The sequence below is a fragment of the Pseudomonas sp. S150 genome (assembly GCF_004526365.1).
Lineage (GTDB): Bacteria > Pseudomonadota > Gammaproteobacteria > Pseudomonadales > Pseudomonadaceae > Aquipseudomonas > Aquipseudomonas putida_A.
In genome coordinates this window covers 2,481,072-2,500,301 of record NZ_CP038207.1, presented here as the reverse complement: position 1 = coordinate 2,500,301, position 19,230 = coordinate 2,481,072, and the positions used below count along the sequence as shown (strand labels likewise).

Here is a 19,230-nt window from a genome sequence, read left to right as displayed (position 1 = left end):
CTCAAACGAAGTAGGAAAAAGGAACAAGCAGCGTTTGCCCCCGGCAATTGCGACTTGCGCCGAATTCCAGCCAAGGCTGTCCGACTGCAGTAGTTTTCAAGAGATGTTTTTCAGGGGCTAAAAAGTCCTTCTTCCTTAGGGGTGAAACACCTTGGCCAAGATTCTCGTGGTTACATCCGGCAAGGGTGGTGTGGGTAAGACCACCACCAGCGCCGCTATCGGTACCGGCCTCGCTCTGCGCGGCCATAAAACAGTGATCGTCGACTTCGACGTGGGCCTGCGTAACCTCGACCTGATCATGGGTTGCGAGCGTCGCGTGGTGTACGACTTCGTCAACGTGGTCAACGGCGAAGCCAACCTGCAGCAGGCCCTGATCAAAGACAAGCGCCTGGAAAATCTCTACGTGCTGGCCGCCAGCCAGACCCGCGACAAAGACGCGCTGACCCAGGAAGGCGTGGAAAAAGTCCTGATGCAGTTGAAGGAAGACTTCGACTTCGTGGTCTGCGACTCCCCGGCGGGCATCGAGAAAGGTGCGCACCTGGCCATGTATTTCGCCGACGAAGCGATCATCGTGACCAACCCGGAAGTGTCCTCGGTACGTGACTCCGACCGCATGCTCGGCCTGCTGGCCAGCAAATCGCGTCGCGCCGAAAAAGGCGAAGACCCGATCAAGGAACACCTCCTGCTGACCCGTTACAACCCGCAGCGCGTCAGCGATGGCGAGATGCTGGGCGTCGAAGACGTGAAGGAAATCCTGGCCGTGACCCTGCTGGGCGTCATCCCTGAGTCGCAGGCGGTCCTGAAGGCTTCCAACTCGGGCGTTCCAGTGATTCTCGACGACCAGAGCGATGCCGGTCAGGCGTACAGCGATGCCGTTGATCGTCTGCTGGGCAAAGAAAAAGAACATCGTTTCCTCGATGTTACGAAGAAGGGATTCTTCGAGCGCCTGTTTGGAGGTAGGTAATGAACCTTTTTGACTTCTTTCGTGCCAACAAAAAGCCAAGTACCGCCTCGGTAGCGAAAGAGCGTCTACAGATCATCGTGGCGCATGAGCGCGGCCAGCGCAGCACGCCGGATTACCTGCCAGCCTTGCAGAAGGAACTGGTCGACGTGATCCGCAAGTACGTCAACATCGGCAACGACGACGTACATGTTGCACTGGAAAGCCAGGGCAGTTGCTCGATTCTGGAACTCAACATCACCCTGCCCGATCGCTGAGTCGATCCGGCAGGAACGACGGCGGCTCAGGGCCATTCCCATCGCGGAATGGCCCTGAGCCGCCGTTGGCATTTGTTACGAGGCTGTTTTAATGCCGTTGTCCAACATCCGCATCATCCATCAGGACGCCGCCGTACTGGTGGTCGACAAACCGACGTTGCTGCTCTCGGTGCCCGGTCGCGCCGACGACAACAAGGACTGCCTGATCACCCGCCTGCAGGAAAACGGCTACCCGGAAGCGCGCATCGTCCATCGCCTGGACTGGGAAACCTCCGGCATCATTCTGCTGGCCCGTGACGCGGATACTCACCGCGAACTGTCGCGGCAGTTTCACGATCGTGAAACAGAGAAAGCCTACACTGCGCTCTGCTGGGGTCAGCCGGAGCTGGACAGTGGCAGCATCGACCTGCCGCTGCGCTACGATCCGCCGACCAAACCGCGGCACGTGGTCGACCACGAATTCGGCAAGCATGCGCTGACCTTCTGGCGCGTACTGGAACGTTGCGGCGACTGGTGCCGCGTCGAACTGACGCCGATCACCGGTCGCTCGCACCAGTTGCGTGTGCACATGCTGTCCATCGGTCACCCGCTGCTGGGCGACGGGCTGTACGCCCATGAGCAGGCCTTGGCGGCCTGGCCGCGTCTGTGCCTGCACGCCAGCATGCTGAGCTTCACCCACCCGCAAACCGGCGAGCGTTTGCGCTTCGAATGCCCGGCACCGTTTTAAGCGCTGCCTGAGTGGCGGCGCTGTTTTCTTTTGGACAAGGATTCTGTTTTCGGATGAGTTGTATCGATTCCCTGGTAACCCCCCTCACGAAAGTTCGTCATCAACTGCTTTACCTGGTTTACGGCAATCAGGATGTGTACCGGCGCGAAGCCAAGTTCAGCATCCTGACCGCGCTGTCCCAGGCTAAAAACGGCGAGCGACCGGCGATCCGCATTCTCACTGATCGCCCCGACGACTATGCGGGCTGGCCGGTCGACACGGTGTTGCTGGATGAAGCGACTCTGACCCGCTGGCAAGGCACCCACGGCTATCACCACCGCCGCAAGGCCTGCGCCATCGCCGCGGGCATGCAGTGGGCGGAAAAAACCCTGTTCGTCGACACCGACACCCTGTTCACCCGCCACCCGAGCCAACTGTTCAAATTCATCGAGCCGAACCGCTCGGTGATGGATCGCTTCGAGTACGACTGGAAAGATGTGCACCAGCGTCCCGACTATCAAAAACTCGGTCGCGACCTGCGCAGCCACGGCGTGACGCCGGATAACGGTTTCAAGCTCTACAACAGCGGCTTGTGCGGCGTGACCGACAGCGACTCAGCGCTGTTCGAAGAGTCGATCCGCCTGATTGATGAGTGGACACTCGGCGGCTTCGAAATCCACACCATCGAACAGATCGCCCTGTCGTATGCCATGCGCGAGCGTCAGGTGGTGGAAGCGCGCAAACACGTCTACCACTACTTCGCGGAAAAACGTTTCTTCCACGCGATGCAGACGTACTTCTTCTCCCAGCACGGCGAGCAGTTCAGCCAGCGCCTGGTGGATCTGTGCAGCGATGTGCCACGGGTCAAGCCGTTCCCCTCGGCCTGGCGCCGATTGAAAATCAAATGGAAGCTGCGCCACCAGAAAGGTGCCCTGCGCAAGGTCGGTCGTGATCTGCTGTACGGCAGCGCTGCGCCGGAAGATCCGTACTACAGCGTTTGCCGACACGAATGGTGGGAATGCGCCTCGCGGGAAATTCTGCGTTGGGACGAGAGCCAGCAGAAAAAACTGCTGAGCCAGAAGTCCTGGCCGCAACAGCTGCCGCGTCCGGATAAACCGGAAGATGAAAAAGTCATCATGAACTATTTGAAAAAACGCGTAGCCGCCCGCTGATCCACATTACTCCCTGTGGGAGCGGGCTTGCTCGCGAAAGCGGTGTGTCATCCAAAAATCTGCATCTGACCCACCGCTTTCGCGAGCAAGCCCGCTCCCACCCCGATCCTGCCCGGATTCAATTCCCGGGCCGATGCGTTAAACTCGCGCCCATTGCTGTCTGGAGCTTCTTATGCGCGAAGAGTTGAACCAAGGCCTGATCGACTTCCTCAAGGCCTCCCCTACCCCGTTCCACGCCACCGCCAGCCTTGTTCAGCGTCTGGAGGCCGCCGGTTACGTGCGCCTCGACGAGCGCGAGCCGTGGACCACCGAGGCCAACGGCCGCTATTACGTCACCCGTAACGACTCCTCGATTGTCGCGATCAAAATGGGCCGCAACTCGCCGCTGCACGACGGGATCCGTCTGGTCGGCGCCCACACCGACAGCCCGTGTCTGCGGGTCAAGCCGCAACCGGAACTGCAACGTCAGGGCTTCTGGCAACTGGGCGTTGAAGTCTACGGCGGCGCGCTGCTGGCGCCGTGGTTTGACCGCGACCTGTCGCTGGCCGGGCGCGTCACCTTCCGTCGCGACGGCAAGGTCGAAAGCCAACTGATCGACTTCAAGGCGCCGATCGCGATCATTCCCAACCTGGCGATTCACCTGAACCGTGAAGCCAATCAGGGCTGGGCGATCAACGCGCAGACCGAGCTGCCGCCGATCCTCGCGCAATTCGCCGGCGACGAACGCGTCGACTTCCGCGCCGTACTGACTGATCAACTGGCCCGCGAACATGGCCTGAACGCCGATGTGGTGCTGGATTACGAGCTGAGTTTCTACGACACCCAGAGCGCGGCGGTCATCGGCCTGCATGGCGACTTCATCGCCGGTGCGCGCCTGGACAACCTGCTGTCGTGCTACGCAGGCCTGCAAGCCCTGCTCACCGCCGACACCGAAGAAACCTGCGTGCTGGTGTGCAACGACCACGAAGAAGTCGGCTCCTGCTCGGCGTGCGGTGCCGATGGCCCGATGCTCGAACAGACCCTGCGCCGCCTGCTGCCGGAAGGTGACGAGTTCGTCCGCACCATCCAGAAATCGCTGCTGGTCTCGGCCGACAACGCCCACGGCGTGCACCCCAATTACGCCGAGAAGCACGACGCCAACCACGGTCCGAAACTCAACGCCGGCCCGGTGATCAAGGTCAACAGCAACCAGCGCTACGCCACCAACAGCGAAACCGCCGGGTTCTTCCGCCACCTGTGCATGGCCGAAGAAGTACCGGTGCAGAGCTTCGTGGTGCGCAGCGACATGGGCTGCGGCTCGACCATCGGCCCGATCACCGCCAGCCACCTGGGCGTGCGCACCGTCGACATCGGCCTGCCGACCTTCGCCATGCACTCGATCCGCGAACTGTGCGGCAGCCACGATCTGGCGCACCTGGTCAAAGTGCTGAGCGCGTTCTACGCCAGCCGCGAGTTGCCTTAAAAGCTGAAAAGCTTCGCGAGCAAGCCCGCTCCCACATTGGAATGCATTTCAACCTGTGGGAGCGGGCTTGCTCGCGAAAGCGCTCGTGCAGACAACAAAGATTCATCGTAGAACCGAATCATTCCTGATACACATCACTCCTCGCTGCAGAAAGCGACCTAGACTTAAATCATTCCCTTCGACAAGGCAGTCACCATGATTTCGATGTCCTCCTTCCACGCCATGCTCATTCCGATACTGTCCGGGATGATCCTGCTGGCGATCGGTTTCAACTTCCGCGACAAGAACGCCGGTGTGTTTGCCATGTGGGTCGGCATGCTGATGATCCTGGCGACCGTGGTCTACAAGATCCTCGCCAAACTCAACGAATAAATCCGCGCCCGGCTCGCATTGATTCTGGCTGCCTCGTACACTCGCTCAATTCGCCCCTTTGCGAGGTTGACCGCCTAGTGTTCGCTCGTCTGTTTGCTCTGCCCTGCCTGTTCCTTGTCTGCCTGATGACGCTGCTGCCGCTGGCCCCTGCCCAGGCGGTCGGGTTGCCGGGCCTGCTCAACACCACCAAGACGCAGCCGGAGGCGCAAGAGCCGCTGGGCCAGTCGCTGGATGAAGTCATCAAGTCGCTGGAAAACGACAAGCAACGTGCACAATTGCTGAGCGATCTGAAAAAGCTGCGCGACGCCACCAAGAAAGCCCAGGCTTCACCGGAAGAAGGCGTGCTGGGCCTGATCGGCGGCACCCTGGCCAGCTTCGAGAAACAGTTCTCCGGTGACGACAGCCCGCTGACCCGCTGGTCCGACGAGTTCGATCTGGCCAGGGACGAACTCGACAACCTGATGTTGCCGGCCAGCGAATGGCTGCCGATCATCTTCGGCTTCGCGGTGATCCTGATGGTCTGGAGCCTGCTCGCCGCCGCGCTGATCTGGCTCGGTCACCGGGTGCGCATGCGCTTCGGCCTGACCGAAGAACTGCCGCAACACCCCAAGGCCCTCGACATGCTGCGCTTCGCCCTGCGCAAGCTCGGACCGTGGTTGATTGCGTTGGTCATCACCGTTTACATGAGCTACGCGCTGCCGTCGTCATTGGGTAAAAGCCTGGCGATGGTGCTGGCTTATGCGCTGGTGGTCGGCACCTGTTTCTCGGCGATCTGCGTGATCGCCTTCTCGCTGCTCGACGGCCCGCACCGGCACCGGGCGCTGTACATCCTGCGGCATCAGGCCTTCCGTCCGTTGTGGCTGATCGGCAGCTTCGCCGCATTCGGTGAAGCGCTGAGTGACCCGCGCCTGGTCGAAGGCCTCGGCGTGCACCTGGCGCACACCACCGCGACCATCACCAACGTGCTCGCGGCGCTGTTCACCGGGTTGTTCATCCTGCGTTTCCGCCGGCCGATCGCGCACCTGATCCGCAACCAGCCGTTGTCCCGCCGCCTGACCCGCCGCGCCCTCAGCGACACCATCGATATCCTCGGCACCTTCTGGTACGTGCCGGCGCTGGTGCTGGTCGGCATCTCGCTGTTCGCCACCTTCGTCTCCGCCGGCGACACCAGCACCGCCCTGCGTCAGTCGCTGATCTGCACGGTGCTGCTGGTGATGTGCATGGTGATCAACGGCCTCGTGCGCCGTCATTCACTCAAACCGCAACGCGGGCCGAAGCGCCATGCGTTGTACTCGGAGCGCCTGAAAAGCTTCTTCTACACCCTCGCCCACCTGCTGGTGTGGCTGATCTTCATCGAGCTCGGCCTGCGCGTGTGGGGCAAGTCGCTGATCGGCTTTGCCGAGGGCGAAGGGCATGACGTCAGCGTCAAACTGTTCAGCCTGATCGGCACGCTGATTTTCTCCTGGCTGATCTGGATCCTCGCCGACACCGCCGTGCACCACGCCCTCACCCGCTCGCGCAAAGGCCTGGCGAATGCCCGCGCGCAGACGATGATGCCGCTGATCCGCAACGTGCTGTTCGTGGCGATTTTCATCATCGCGCTGATCGTCGCCCTGGCGAACATGGGCATGAACGTCACGCCACTGCTGGCCGGTGCCGGTGTGATCGGTCTGGCCATCGGTTTCGGTGCGCAGTCGCTGGTGGCGGACCTGATCACCGGTCTGTTCATCATCATCGAAGACTCGCTGGCCATTGATGACTACGTCGACGTCGGCGGCCACCTCGGCACCGTCGAAGGCCTGACCATCCGCACCGTGCGCCTGCGCGACATCGATGGCATCGTCCACACCATCCCGTTCAGCGAAATCAAAAGCATCAAGAACTACTCGCGGGAATTCGGCTACGCGATCTTCCGCGTGGCGGTGCCGTACAACATGGAAATCGACGACGCGATCAAACTGATGCGCGAAGTCGGCCAGAAAATGCGTACCGACCCACTGCAACGGCGCAACATCTGGTCGCCGCTGGAGATCCAGGGCGTGGAAAGTTTCGAATCCGGCAGCGCGATCCTGCGCGCGCGGTTCAAGACTGCACCGATCAAACAATGGGAAGTTTCCCGAGCGTTCAACCTGTCGCTCAAACGCCATCTGGACGAAGCCGGACTCGATCTGGCGACGCCACGCATGAGCGTGCAGGTCATCACTGCCGGCGGTGGCCAGCCGAAGGAATAGCACTTCGCGCACACACTCGGGTCACAGGCAGGGAAGCCAGAAAAACAATAACCATGGAGACACCCGATGCAGCTGACACGTATCGCCCAGTCCGTTCTGCTCACTCTGCTGGCCGGCACCGCCAGCGCCGCCACCCTGGACAGCACCCGCGAACAGATCGCCACGCAAGCCAAGGCACTTGAACCGCAACTGCTGGAAACCCGCCGCGACATCCACGCGCATCCGGAACTGGGCAACACCGAGAAACGCACCGCGGAACTGGTCGCCAGACAACTGAAGGCCATGGGTCTGGAAGTCAAAACCAACGTCGCCCGCACCGGCGTGGTTGCCATCCTCAAGGGCGCCCTGCCCGGCCCGACCGTGGCCTTGCGCGCCGACATGGACGCGTTGCCGGTCAAGGAAGTCGCCGACCTGCCTTTCGCCTCGAAAGCCAAAGGCACTTATCTGGACAAAGAAGTCGACGTGATGCACGCCTGCGGCCACGACGCCCACACCGCGATCCTGCTGAGCACGGCGAAAATTCTTACGGGCATGCGCGACACCCTGCCCGGCACCGTGGTGTTCTATTTCCAGCCCGCCGAAGAAGGCCCGAGCGACTTCATCCCCGACGGCAAAAACACCTGGGGCGCGAAAATGATGGTGCAGGAAGGCGTGATGAAATCCCCCAAACCCGACGCCGTCTTCGGCCTCCACGTCTGGGCCGGCGTCCCCGCCGGCCAGATCGCCTACCGCCCCGGCGCCACTCTGGCCAGCTCCGACGACCTGCGCATCAAAATCCTCGGCAAACAGACCCACGCCGGCCGCCCGTGGGACGGCATCGACCCGATCACCGTCGGCGCACAAACCATCGTCGGCCTGCAAACCGTGGTCAGCCGCCGCACCGACATTTCGTCCTACCCGTCGGTGGTCAGCATCGGCACCATCAACGGCGGCACCCGCTACAACATCATTCCCGAGTCCGTGGACATGAGCGGCACCATCCGCTCCTACGACTACGGCATCCGCCAGAAACTCCACGCCGACGTACGCCAGACCATCGAAAAAATCGCCGAAAGCGGCGGCGCGAAAGCCGACGTGACCATCATCGAAAAATACGACCCCACGATCAACAACCCGGCACTGACGGAAAAAATGCTGCCGACGTTGAAATGGGCCGCCAAGGATGACGTGGTCAATGCACCGCTGGTGGGCGGCGCGGAAGACTTCTCGTTCTTTGCCAAGGAAGTGCCCGGGCTGTTTGTGTTTCTGGGGGTGACGCCACGGGATCAGGACATGAGTAAGGCGGCGCCGAATCACAATCCGGGATTCTTTGTGGATGAGTCGGCGCTGGTGGTTGGGGTGAGGACGATGGCGTCGTTGGCGACGGATTATTTGTATGGGAATGCTCAGCTGGCCAGATAGAGATGGGGTGATTGTGCGGGCGACTTCGCGAGCAAGCCCGCTCCCACAGTGGATTGGGTGTGGGCTGTTGGAGATTGGTCGGCTGTCAGGCCGCCTTCGCGAGCAAGCTCACTCCCACAGTGGGATTGGGTGCAGGCAGTTGGAGATTGGTCGGCTGGGAGGTCACCATCACTGGCAGGCCAGCTCCCACAGAGAGATTGGGTGCAGGCAGTTAGAGATTGGTCGGCTGTCAGGCCGCCATCGCCGGCAAGCCAGCTCCCACAGTGGGATTGGGTGCAGGCAGTTGGAGATTGGTCGGCTGTCAGGCCGCCATCGCTGGCAAGCCAGCTCCCACAGTGGTATTGGGTGGGGGCTGTTGGAGTTGGTCGGCTGGGAGGTCACCACCACTGGCAGGCCAGCTGCCACAGTTGGATTGAGTGCAGGCAGTTGGTGATTGGTCGGCTTTCAGGCCGCCATCGCGAGCAGGCTCACCCCTACAGCAAAGCAAAAGCCGACCGCAGGCTCTTCACCACTCAATGGCCGAGTGTCAGCTCGCCGAAAGCTCTTGATCTTGACTCACCGGCCCGTCGGCAGGCTGAGCGGAGGGATTGATCCGGGGGTGGGAGCGAAGCGACCGTTCGACGAAGTCGAACACATCGAGAGGAGGTGCAGCGAAGCAAACCGGAGGCGATGCGCCCGGATCGATCCCGGAGCGAAGGAACCCCGAGCTTTAGCGAGCGGGCCGAACGTCAGGGCACAGACCTTTGGTTCCTTTGGGGCGTTTGCCAAAGGGACTCGCTGTAAAAGCGAAACCGCCAGTGGCAACACCCGAAGCAACGGATATAAACCCAAAACCCCAAGAACCTGGTCGGCCCAAAGGCCGCCAAGGTCAAACAACATCTACACCAACGTGAATCGCATCATGCCGCCAAAACTCCAGATCACAATCAATCAACCGCTCATGCTGATCATAATTGACCCGAGCAATCCGTAACCCCGGACTCCCGACAGAAACCCGCAAAGCCGCCGCCGCATCCACCGACAACGACGTCGGCACAATCTCGAACCGCACCCGCCCATAGTGCAAATCGTAATGCCGCGCATACAACTCGGTCATCGACTGATTCAAATCAAATCCCAGAATCCCCGGAAAATACTGCGGATTCAGATAGTGCTCCACATACAAAACCAGCCGCCCGTCAATCCGCCGCGACCGGCAAATCTGAATCACGCTCGACAAAGCAGGCAACTGCAACAACGCACAAACCGCCACCGACGCCGGCTGCAACCGCGCCGAAATCACCTCGGTCGACGGCACCCGCCCCTGCGCACTGACCATCGCGTGAAAATGACTGCGCTGCATCAGGTTGTACGCCAGACGTGGCGGCGAAACGAACCAGCCACGGCGCTCCTCGCGATAGATCTGCCCCTGCGCCTCCAACTGCAACAAGGCCTCACGCACCGTAATGCGCGTGGTGCCGAACAACTCACTGAGCTTGCGCTCGGCCGGCAACTTGCTCCCAGGCGCGAGCAGGCCGTGATCAAGTTGCTCCTGCAGCACCTGACCAATCGCTGTCACCGCTTTTGTTGCCTCATCGCGCATCAACGTTACCTATCTGGACTAGACCAGCACTGTTTCGGGGCAAAAACCGTACGGCCTGCAAGCCGTTTCCTTGTATTGCAAGCCTAGGCAGTGCAGATGACCGAGAGATGACAAACCCGCCCGACGGTCGCCCTCATGACTTGCAATACATCGGCCAAGTGCCTTGTCCGCCGGGGCTTTGACCTTGGTCTACGCTTACCGGGCAAGCGCCGAAACCGGGCCAATAAAAGGCCTGCCGGGCGACCGCCGACATCAAAGTGTCATCCAGCCCCCTTAAATTGGCTCAGGTATTGCTGACCTAGACCAACACAAACCGCAATCGCAGCGTTGAACACGACCAAGGAGCTTCGGAATGAAACAGCTTTTCCTGGCAACACTGTTAGGCTCGACCATTGCAATGTGCACCTCCGCCATGGCGGCGGGTACCGACCTGAAAACCCTCGAAGCCGCTGCGAAAGCGGAAGGCGCCGTCAACAGCGTCGGCATGCCCGATGACTGGGCCAACTGGAAAGGCACCTGGGAAGACCTGGCCAAGACCTATGGCCTGAAACACATCGACACCGACATGAGCTCGGCCCAGGAAATCGCCAAGTTCGCCGCCGAAAAAGACAACGCCACTGCCGACATCGGCGACGTCGGCGCGGCCTTCGGCCCGATCGCGGTCAAGCAGGGCGTGGTGCAACCGTACAAACCAAGCACCTGGGATCAAGTCCCGGACTGGGCCAAGGACAAGGACGGCAACTGGGCACTGGCCTACACCGGCACCATCGCCTTCATCGTCAACAAGAAGCTGCTGCACGGCTCCGAAGTTCCAACCAAATGGGCCGACCTCAAGGGCGGCAAATACAAGGTTTCCATCGGTGACGTGAGCACCGCCGCGCAAGCCGCCAACGGCGTACTGGCCGCTGCCCTGGCCAACGGTGGCGACGAGAAGAACATCCAGCCGGCCCTGCTGCTGTTTGCAGACATCGCCAAGCAAGGTCGACTGTCGATGGCCAACCCGACCATCGCCACCATGGAAAAAGGCGAAATCGAAGTCGGCGTGGTCTGGGACTTCAACGGCCTGAGCTACAAGGCCAAGATGGCCAACCCGGATGACTACGTGGTGCTGATCCCGTCGGATGGCTCGGTGATTTCCGGCTACACCACCATCATCAACAAGTACGCGAAAAACCCGAACGCCGCCAAGCTGACCCGCGAATACATCTTCAGCGACGCCGGCCAGACCAACCTCGCCCGCGGCAATGCTCGTCCGATCCGCGCCGAACACCTGCAACTGCCGGAAGACGTGAAGGCCAAGCTGCTGCCGAACGAGCAGTACAAGAAGGTCACGCCGATCAAGGACGCCGACGCCTGGGAAAAAACCTCCAAGGCCCTGCCGCAGAAGTGGAACGAAGAAGTCATCGTAGAGATGAAGTAATCCTGTAAATCCCCACTGCTGGATCCATTGGAGATCCAAATGTGGGAGCGGGCTTGCTCGCGAATGCGGTGGATCAGTCAAGCATCTATTGACTGACACTCCGCCTTCGCGAGCAAGCCCGCTCCCACAGGGGATCCAGGTTGAATCTGAAATTTCCTGTTTTCGCGGAGTTTTTGCCCCTATGAAGCACAACGTCATCCTTGTCGTGCTCGACGGTCTCAATTACGAGGTCGCGCGTCACGCCATGGGGCATCTGCAGGCTTACGTTGGCGCAGGACGCGCCGCGCTCTATCAGTTGGAGTGCGAGTTGCCGGCCCTGTCCCGACCGCTTTACGAATGCATCCTTACCGGCGTGCCGCCGATCGACAGCGGCATCGTCCACAACAACGTTGCGCGCCTGTCCAATCAGCGCAGCATCTATCACTACGCCCGCGACGCCGGCCTGAAAACCGCCGCAGCGGCTTATCACTGGGTCAGCGAGTTGTACAACCGCTCACCGTTCCTAGCGGCCCGCGACCGGCATACCGACGATCCAGCGTTACCGATCCAGCACGGGCATTTCTACTGGAACGATCACTACCCGGATTCGCACCTGTTCGCCGACGCGGAACACCTGCGCCTGCGCCATGCGCCGAACTTCCTGCTGATCCACCCGATGAACATCGACGACGCCGGCCACAAGCACGGCCTCGATTCCGCGCAATACCGCAACAGCGCACGCTCGGCGGACATCATCCTCGCCGACTACCTGCAAGGCTGGCTCGACGCGGGTTATCAGGTGCTGGTGACTGCCGATCACGGCATGAACAACGACCGCTCGCACAACGGCTTGCTACCGGAAGAGCGCCAGGTGCCGCTGTTCGTCCTCGGCAACGCCTTCAGCCTGAATGCTGACGCCGCGCCGAAGCAGACCGAGATCTGCGGCACCGTCTGCGAACTGCTCGGCGTCCCTCACGACAAACCTGTGTGCCGGGAGCTGCTCAAGTGAATGCCATGACTCGCGGCAAATGGCTGGCGGCCCTGTGTCTGGTGCCGTTCGCGCTGTTCTTTATCGTGTTCGAAATCGCCCCGCTGGTCTGGGTGATGATCAACAGCCTGCAATCGGAGGAGTTCGGCTGGGGCTTCGCCAATTTCAGCAAGATCTTCAGTTCGAAGTTCTATCTGCAGGCGATTCAGTACAGCCTGGAGATCAGTTTCTGGTCGAGCGTATTCGGCATCATCATCGCCGTGCTCGGTGCGTATTCGTTGCGCCGGGTCGACTCGAAACTGCGCAACTTCGTGCATGCCTTCGCCAACATGACCAGCAACTTCGCGGGGGTGCCGCTGGCGTTCGCGTTCATCATCCTGCTCGGTTTCAACGGCAGCATCACGATCATGCTCAAGCAGGCCGGGATCATTCAGGACTTCAACCTGTACTCGAAAACCGGTCTGATCATCCTCTACACCTACTTCCAGATTCCCCTCGGCGTGCTGCTGCTGTACCCGGCGTTCGACGCCTTGCGTGAAGACTGGCGCGAATCCGCCGCGCTGCTCGGCGCCAACGGCTGGCAGTTCTGGCGCCACATCGGTCTGCCGGTGCTGACCCCGGCACTGCTCGGCACGTTCGTGATCCTGCTGGCCAACGCCCTCGGCGCCTACGCCACGGTGTACGCCTTGACCACCGGCAACTTCAACGTGCTGCCGATCCGCATCGCGGCAATGGTTTCCGGGGATATTTCCCTCGATCCGAATCTCGCCAGTGCCCTGGCCGTGGTGCTGGTGGCGTTGATGACCATCGTCACCGTCGTGCATCAACTGCTGTTGAAGAGGAGCTACCATGTCTCGCGCTGAATCCGGCCCGGCCGGCGTCTACCACCGCGTCGTGGTTTATCTGCTGTTCGCGATTCTGCTGCTGCCGCTGGTGGGCACGCTGATCTACTCGATTGCCAGCAGTTGGTCGGCGACCATCCTGCCCAGCGGTTTCACCTTCAAGTGGTACCTCCAGTTGTGGAGCGACCCGCGCTTCCTGCATGCCTTCGGCCAGTCGCTGCTGGTGTGCGTCGGCGCGCTGGTGCTGTCGGTGGTGCTGATCCTGCCGCTGCTGTTCGTGGTGCATTACCACTTCCCGAAACTCGATGCGCTGATGAACATCCTGATCCTGCTGCCCTTCGCGGTGCCGCCGGTGGTGTCGTCGGTGGGTCTGTTGCAACTGTACGGTTCCGGGCCGCTGGCGATGGTAGGCACACCGTGGATTCTGATCGGTTGCTACTTCACCGTGGCGCTGCCGTTCATGTACCGGGCGATCACCAACAACCTGCAGGCGATCAACCTGCGCGACCTGATGGACGCCGCGCAACTGCTCGGCGCCAGCACCTTTCAGGCGGCATTTCTGGTGGTGCTGCCGAACCTGCGCAAGGGCCTGATGGTCGCGTTGCTGCTGTCGTTCTCGTTCCTGTTCGGTGAGTTCGTGTTCGCCAACATCCTCGTTGGCACGCGCTACGAAACCCTGCAGGTGTACCTGAACAACATGCGCAACAGCAGCGGCCACTTCACCAGTGCGCTGGTGATCTCGTACTTCTTTTTCGTGCTGGTCCTGACCTGGATCGCCAACATCTTGAACAAGGACAAAAGCGAATGAGCTATGTCAGCGTCCAACACCTGCAGAAAAACTACGCGGGCACGACCGTGTTCAGCGACATCAACTGCGAGATCAACAAGGGTGAATTCGTCACCCTCCTCGGCCCATCGGGTTGCGGCAAGTCCACGCTGCTGCGCTGCATAGCCGGGCTGACGCCGGTGGATGGCGGCAAGATCCTGCTTGATGGCGTCGACATCGTGCCGCTGAGTCCGCAGAAACGCGGGATCGGCATGGTCTTCCAGAGCTACGCGCTGTTCCCCAACATGACCGTCGAACAGAACGTCGCCTTCGGCCTGCGCATGCAAAAAGTCAACTCGGACGACAGCCACAAGCGTGTCGCCGAGGTGCTGAAACTGGTTGAGCTCAACGACTTCGCCAGCCGCTATCCGCATCAGCTCTCCGGCGGCCAGTGTCAACGCGTGGCCCTCGCCCGCTCGCTGGTGACCCGTCCACGCCTGTTACTGCTGGATGAACCGCTGTCGGCGCTGGATGCGCGTATCCGCAAACACCTGCGCGAGCAGATCCGGCAGATCCAGCGCGAACTCGGCCTGACCACGATTTTCGTCACCCACGATCAGGAAGAAGCGCTGACCATGTCCGACCGGATTTTCCTGATGAACCAAGGGAAGATCGTGCAGAGCGGCGATGCCGAAACCCTCTACACCGCACCAGTGGACATATTCGCCGCAGGCTTCATCGGCAACTACAACCTGCTCGACGCCGAGAGCGCCTCGAAACTGCTGCAACGGCCGATCAACCACCGCATCGCGATTCGCCCGGAAGCCATCGAGCTGAGCCTCAATGGCGAACTCGATGCACAGATCCGCAGCCACAGCCTGCTCGGTAACGTGATCCGCTATCGAGTCGAGGCGCGTGGCGTGGAACTGGTGGTGGACGTGCTCAACCGCTCGGCGGCGGATCTGCATCCCGACGGTCAGCGTCTGGCGCTTTCCATCGATCCGACGGCCCTGTGTGAGGTAGCCTGATGACTTTGCTGACGTTGAAGAGAGAACTGCACTGATGGCCCTGGCAATTTTTGATCTGGACGAAACCCTGATCCACGGCGACTGCGCCACCCTCTGGAGCGAGCAGATGGGGCGCCTGGGCTGGGTCGATCCCGAGTCGTTCATGCGCAAGAACAACGAGCTGATGGACGCCTACAGCCATGGCAAATTGCGCATGGAAGAGTACATGGAATTCAGCCTCGAACCGATGATCGGGCGCACCCCGGAAGAGGTCGAACACCTGGTCGGCCCATGGGTGGAAGACTTCATCGAACCGATCATCTTCAGCGACGCGACCAAAACCATCGCCGCCCACCGCAAGGCCGGCGACCGGATTCTGGTGATCTCGGCTTCCGGCACGCACCTGGTCAAACCGATCGCCGAGCGCCTGGGCATCGACGAAATTCTCGGCATCGAACTGGACGTTGCGCACGGCGTTTACACTGGCCAGACCGTCGGCACGCTGACCTACCGCGAAGGCAAGATCACCCGCCTGCTGGAATGGCTGGACGCCGAGGAAGAGAATCTGGAAGGCGCGAGTTTCTACTCCGACTCACGCAACGATTTGCCGTTGCTGCTGAAGGTGGATTTCCCGCATGTGGTGAATCCGGATCCGGTCCTGCTGGAGCACGCCGAAAAAGCAGGCTGGCCGATCCATCTCTGGAAATAACCAAAGATCCAAATATGGACGCTTAACTGTGGCAAGAGAGCTTGCCGAAAAATCCGGCTAAACATAGATCCAAATGTGGGAGCGGGCTTGCTCGCGAAGGCGGAGTGTCAGTCGATAAATTCTTGTCTGATTCACCGCCTTCGCGAACAAGCCCGCTCCCACAGGTTTTTCGGTGTTTTCAGGTCAGGCTTTCGTCGACCACCAGCACCAGTTTGCCGGCAACTTTGTTGCTCGCCAGCTCGGCAAACGCCGCTTCGGCGTCTTTCACCGGGAAGGCTTTTGCCAGTTGCGGACTCAACCGCCCTTCGGCAAACAGCGGCCACACATGCTGGCTCAAATCGCTGAACAGGTCGGCCTTGAACTGATCGTCGCGACTGCGCAACGTCGAACCGAGCAACTGCACGCGCTTGGCCAGTACCTGTGCCAGGTCCAGTTTGGCCTCACGTCCGCCCATCAGGCCGATCAGTACCCAGCGTCCGTCCAGCGCCGTCAGCTTGAGGTTCAGTGCCGCATAGTTGCCGCCGACCGGATCAAGGATCACGTCAAACGGCCCGAAGTCGCGCAGGCTTTCCAGATCATCGGTGCGCACCACGCCGCCCTGGGCTCCCAGCGCCTCACAGTAGGCCAATCGCTCAGCCGACCCGACGCTGACCCAACAGGGATTGCCGAACGCCTTGCATAGCTGAATGGCGGCTGAACCAATTCCACTGGCCCCGGCGTGCAGGAGAACCTTCTCCCCGGGTTTCAGCGCCGCCAGTTGAAACACGTTGAGCCAGACCGTTGCATAAACCTCGGGTAATGCCGCGGCCTCGATCAACGAAACGCCCTCGGGCACCGGCAGCACGTGCCGTCCGTCGACCACCACCTCCTCGGCCATTCCGCCCCCGGCCAGCAAGGCGCAGACCCGGTCGCCGACCTGCCAGGACGAGCCGGCGCCGACTTCGCTGATCACCCCGGAACACTCCAGACCGAGCACCTGACTGGCGCCCGGCGGCGGTGGATAAAGCCCGGCTTTCTGTAATAAATCGGCGCGATTGAGGCCCGCAGCCGCCACGCGAATGCGCACTTGTCCTACATCACATGCCGGACTCGGCTCTTCAAGCCATGCCACTTGACCTTCAACGCCTTGCAATGCCTTCACAGTGCCTCCATAGTGAGTCTGGACTGAGCCCGAAGCTGTAGCGCCGGGCTTTTTGCATTATGCGACCGGCTCTCGTAGAACCGGCGACTTCAAAGACGGCCTAATATGCGTTATCAATTGTCCCCGCGTCGAATCAGCATGAAGCATTTGCTCCCCAGCACCGCCCTCGCTCTTTTCATCGGTATCGGCTTGTTGCCGGTGTCGGGCACTACATTCGCAGCCAACAGCTGGGACAAGTTGCAGCCGGATCGCGACGAAGTGATCGCCAGCCTCAACGTCGTCGAGTTGCTCAAGCGTCACCACTACAGCAAGCCGCCGCTCGACGATGCGCGCTCGGTGATCATCTACGACAGCTACATCAAGCTGCTGGACCCGTCGCGCAGCTACTTCATGGCCAGCGACATCGCCGAATTCGACAAGTGGAAGACCCAGTTCGACGACTTCCTCAAAAGCGGCGACCTCAACGCCGGGTTCACCATCTACAAGCGCTATCTGGACCGCGTCAAGGCGCGCCTGGACTTCGCCATTGCGGAGCTGAACAAGGGCGTCGACAAGATGGACTTCACCACCAAGGAAACCTTGCTGATCGATCGCAAGGACGCCCCTTGGCTCAAATCCACCGCTGAACTCGACGACCTGTGGCGCAAACGCGTCAAGGACGAAGTGCTGCGGCAGAAGATCGCCGGCAAGGATTCCAAGCAGATCCAGGAAACCCTGACCAAGCGCTACAAGAACCAGTTGGCGCGCCTGGACCAGACTCGCGCGGAAGACATCTTCCAGGCGTACATCAACACCTTCGCCATGTCCTACGACCCGCACACCAACTATCTGTCGCCGGATAACGCGGAGAACTTCGACATCAACATGAGCCTGTCCCTCGAGGGCATCGGCGCCGTGTTGCAGAGCGACAACGATCAAGTGAAAGTCGTGCGCCTGGTGCCGGCAGGCCCGGCCGACAAGACCAAGCAGGTTGCACCGGCCGACAAGATCATCGGCGTTGCCCAGGGCAACAAAGAGATGGTTGACGTGGTGGGCTGGCGCCTGGACGAAGTGGTCAAGCTGATCCGCGGCCCGAAAGGCACCGTGGTGCGCCTGGAAGTGATTCCGGCCAGCAATGCGCCGAACGACCAGACCAGCAAGATCGTGCCGATCACTCGTGAAGCGGTGAAGCTTGAAGACCAGGCGGTGAAAAAATCCGTGCTGAACCTGAAACAGGACGGCAAGGACTACAAGCTCGGCATCATCGAGATCCCGGCCTTCTACCTCGACTTCAAGGCGTTCCGTGCCGGTGATCCGGACTACAAGAGCACCACCCGTGACGTCAAGAAACTGCTGACCGAACTGCAGAAAGAGAAAGTCGACGGCGTGGTCATCGACCTGCGCAACAACGGCGGCGGTTCTCTGCAGGAAGCCACCGAGCTGACCAGCCTGTTCATCGACAAGGGCCCGACCGTACTCGTGCGTAACGCCGATGGCCGCGTCGATGTACTGGAAGATGAAAACCCGGGCGCGTTCTACAAAGGCCCGATGGCTCTGCTGGTCAACCGCCTGTCCGCCTCGGCTTCGGAGATTTTCGCCGGCGCCATGCAGGACTACCATCGCGCATTGATCATCGGTGGCCAGACCTTCGGCAAAGGCACCGTGCAGACCATTCAGCCGCTGAACCATGGCGAACTGAAACTGACCCTGGCCAAGTTCTACCGGGTTTCCGGGCAGAGCACCCAGCATCAGGGCGTACTGCCGGACATCGACTACCCGTCGATCATCGACACCAAGGAAATCGGCGAAAGTGCCCTGCCGGAAGCCATGCCGTGGGACACCATCAAGGCAGCGATCAAGCCGGCCTCCGATCCGTTCAAGCCGTACCTGGCGCAGCTCAAGTCCGAGCATGACGCACGCAGCGCCAAAGACGCCGAGTTCGTGTTCATCCGTGACAAGCTGGCCCTGGCGCAGAAGCTGATGGAAGAAAAAACCGTCAGCCTCAACGAAGCCGACCGCCGTGCCCAGCATGCGGACATCGATGCCAAGCAACTGGCGATGGAAAACATCCGTCGCAAAGCCAAAGGCGAAGAACCGCTCAAAGAGCTGAAGAAAGAAGATGAAGACGCGCTGGCTGCAGCTGAGCCGGACAAGGTCAAACCGGAAGACGACGCCTACCTGAGCGAAACCGGGCGCGTGCTGCTGGATTACCTGAAGCTGAGCAATCAGGTGGCCAAGAAGTAAGATGATGGCAA

At 60.8% G+C, this 19,230-nt stretch carries 17 protein-coding genes; 15 read left to right on the top strand and 2 right to left on the bottom strand.

Annotation, left to right across the window (positions count from 1 at the left end; all coding sequences use genetic code 11):
- Nucleotides 1-151 precede the first annotated feature (151 nt).
- From minD to E3Z29_RS11535, 8 genes are all read left to right on the top strand, one after another.
- Complete coding sequence (gene minD / locus E3Z29_RS11565) at nucleotides 152-964, top strand: septum site-determining protein MinD (RefSeq protein ID WP_098967914.1); 813 nt, start codon at nucleotides 152-154, stop codon at nucleotides 962-964.
- Nucleotides 964-1,218 carry a cell division topological specificity factor MinE gene (minE, locus tag E3Z29_RS11560; RefSeq protein ID WP_003223146.1) on the top strand — a complete coding sequence of 85 codons (255 nt, stop codon included), beginning with the start codon at nucleotides 964-966 and terminating at the stop codon, nucleotides 1,216-1,218. The genes minD and minE overlap by 1 nt, the downstream gene beginning before the upstream one ends.
- 91 nt (nucleotides 1,219-1,309) lie before the next feature.
- On the top strand, nucleotides 1,310-1,945 hold the full coding sequence (locus E3Z29_RS11555; protein ID WP_027613350.1) for an RluA family pseudouridine synthase: 636 nt from the start codon (nucleotides 1,310-1,312) through the stop codon (nucleotides 1,943-1,945).
- A gap of 53 nt (nucleotides 1,946-1,998) precedes the next feature.
- The gene (locus E3Z29_RS11550) at nucleotides 1,999-3,096 is read left to right on the top strand and encodes a hypothetical protein (protein ID WP_134785813.1); all 1,098 of its coding nucleotides are present in this window, start codon (nucleotides 1,999-2,001) and stop codon (nucleotides 3,094-3,096) included.
- A gap of 172 nt (nucleotides 3,097-3,268) precedes the next feature.
- Nucleotides 3,269-4,558, top strand: coding sequence for a M18 family aminopeptidase (locus tag E3Z29_RS11545; RefSeq protein ID WP_047598982.1), 1,290 nt, complete (start codon nucleotides 3,269-3,271; stop codon nucleotides 4,556-4,558).
- Nucleotides 4,559-4,753: 195 nt separating this feature from the next.
- A complete protein-coding gene (locus tag E3Z29_RS29375) occupies nucleotides 4,754-4,930 on the top strand; it encodes a hypothetical protein (protein WP_007965354.1) in 177 nt (58 codons plus the stop codon).
- Between the two features lie 77 nt (nucleotides 4,931-5,007).
- A complete protein-coding gene (locus tag E3Z29_RS11540; RefSeq protein ID WP_098967912.1) occupies nucleotides 5,008-7,161 on the top strand; it encodes a mechanosensitive ion channel family protein in 2,154 nt (717 codons plus the stop codon).
- A 66-nt stretch (nucleotides 7,162-7,227) separates the two neighbouring features.
- The gene (locus E3Z29_RS11535) at nucleotides 7,228-8,562 is read left to right on the top strand and encodes an amidohydrolase (RefSeq protein ID WP_134785812.1); all 1,335 of its coding nucleotides are present in this window, start codon (nucleotides 7,228-7,230) and stop codon (nucleotides 8,560-8,562) included.
- A gap of 868 nt (nucleotides 8,563-9,430) precedes the next feature.
- Here the strand turns inward: E3Z29_RS11535 and E3Z29_RS11530 are convergent.
- On the bottom strand, nucleotides 9,431-10,144 hold the full coding sequence (locus tag E3Z29_RS11530; RefSeq protein ID WP_025113378.1) for a UTRA domain-containing protein: 714 nt from the start codon (nucleotides 10,142-10,144) through the stop codon (nucleotides 9,431-9,433).
- Between the two features lie 352 nt (nucleotides 10,145-10,496).
- Between E3Z29_RS11530 and E3Z29_RS11525 the strand changes: the two genes are divergently transcribed.
- The 6 genes from E3Z29_RS11525 to E3Z29_RS11500 all read left to right on the top strand — a co-directional run bounded on the left by E3Z29_RS11525 (nucleotide 10,497) and on the right by E3Z29_RS11500 (nucleotide 15,855).
- Nucleotides 10,497-11,564 (top strand): ABC transporter substrate-binding protein, encoded by a 1,068-nt coding sequence (locus E3Z29_RS11525; RefSeq protein WP_027613356.1) that lies wholly within the window; start codon nucleotides 10,497-10,499, stop codon nucleotides 11,562-11,564.
- A gap of 181 nt (nucleotides 11,565-11,745) precedes the next feature.
- Complete coding sequence (locus E3Z29_RS11520) at nucleotides 11,746-12,552, top strand: alkaline phosphatase family protein (protein WP_098967910.1); 807 nt, start codon at nucleotides 11,746-11,748, stop codon at nucleotides 12,550-12,552.
- A gap of 5 nt (nucleotides 12,553-12,557) precedes the next feature.
- On the top strand, nucleotides 12,558-13,394 hold the full coding sequence (locus E3Z29_RS11515) for an ABC transporter permease subunit (protein ID WP_167734196.1): 837 nt from the start codon (nucleotides 12,558-12,560) through the stop codon (nucleotides 13,392-13,394).
- A complete protein-coding gene (locus E3Z29_RS11510; RefSeq protein ID WP_007965346.1) occupies nucleotides 13,381-14,181 on the top strand; it encodes an ABC transporter permease in 801 nt (266 codons plus the stop codon). Before E3Z29_RS11515 ends, E3Z29_RS11510 begins: the two co-directional genes overlap by 14 nt.
- Complete coding sequence (locus E3Z29_RS11505; RefSeq protein ID WP_096797027.1) at nucleotides 14,178-15,167, top strand: ABC transporter ATP-binding protein; 990 nt, start codon at nucleotides 14,178-14,180, stop codon at nucleotides 15,165-15,167. Before E3Z29_RS11510 ends, E3Z29_RS11505 begins: the two co-directional genes overlap by 4 nt.
- Nucleotides 15,168-15,201: 34 nt before the next feature.
- Complete coding sequence (locus tag E3Z29_RS11500; RefSeq protein ID WP_134785810.1) at nucleotides 15,202-15,855, top strand: HAD family phosphatase; 654 nt, start codon at nucleotides 15,202-15,204, stop codon at nucleotides 15,853-15,855.
- Nucleotides 15,856-16,033: 178 nt separating this feature from the next.
- Here the strand turns inward: E3Z29_RS11500 and E3Z29_RS11495 are convergent, their stop codons facing one another.
- The gene (locus tag E3Z29_RS11495) at nucleotides 16,034-16,996 is read right to left on the bottom strand and encodes a zinc-binding dehydrogenase (protein ID WP_098967907.1); all 963 of its coding nucleotides are present in this window, start codon (nucleotides 16,994-16,996) and stop codon (nucleotides 16,034-16,036) included.
- A gap of 138 nt (nucleotides 16,997-17,134) precedes the next feature.
- Here E3Z29_RS11495 and E3Z29_RS11490 point away from each other — a divergent pair, with 138 nt between their 5' ends.
- Entirely contained in the window at nucleotides 17,135-19,219 is a 2,085-nt protein-coding gene (locus E3Z29_RS11490; RefSeq protein ID WP_167734107.1) for a carboxy terminal-processing peptidase, read from the top strand.
- The last annotated feature ends 11 nt before the right edge of the window (nucleotides 19,220-19,230 follow it).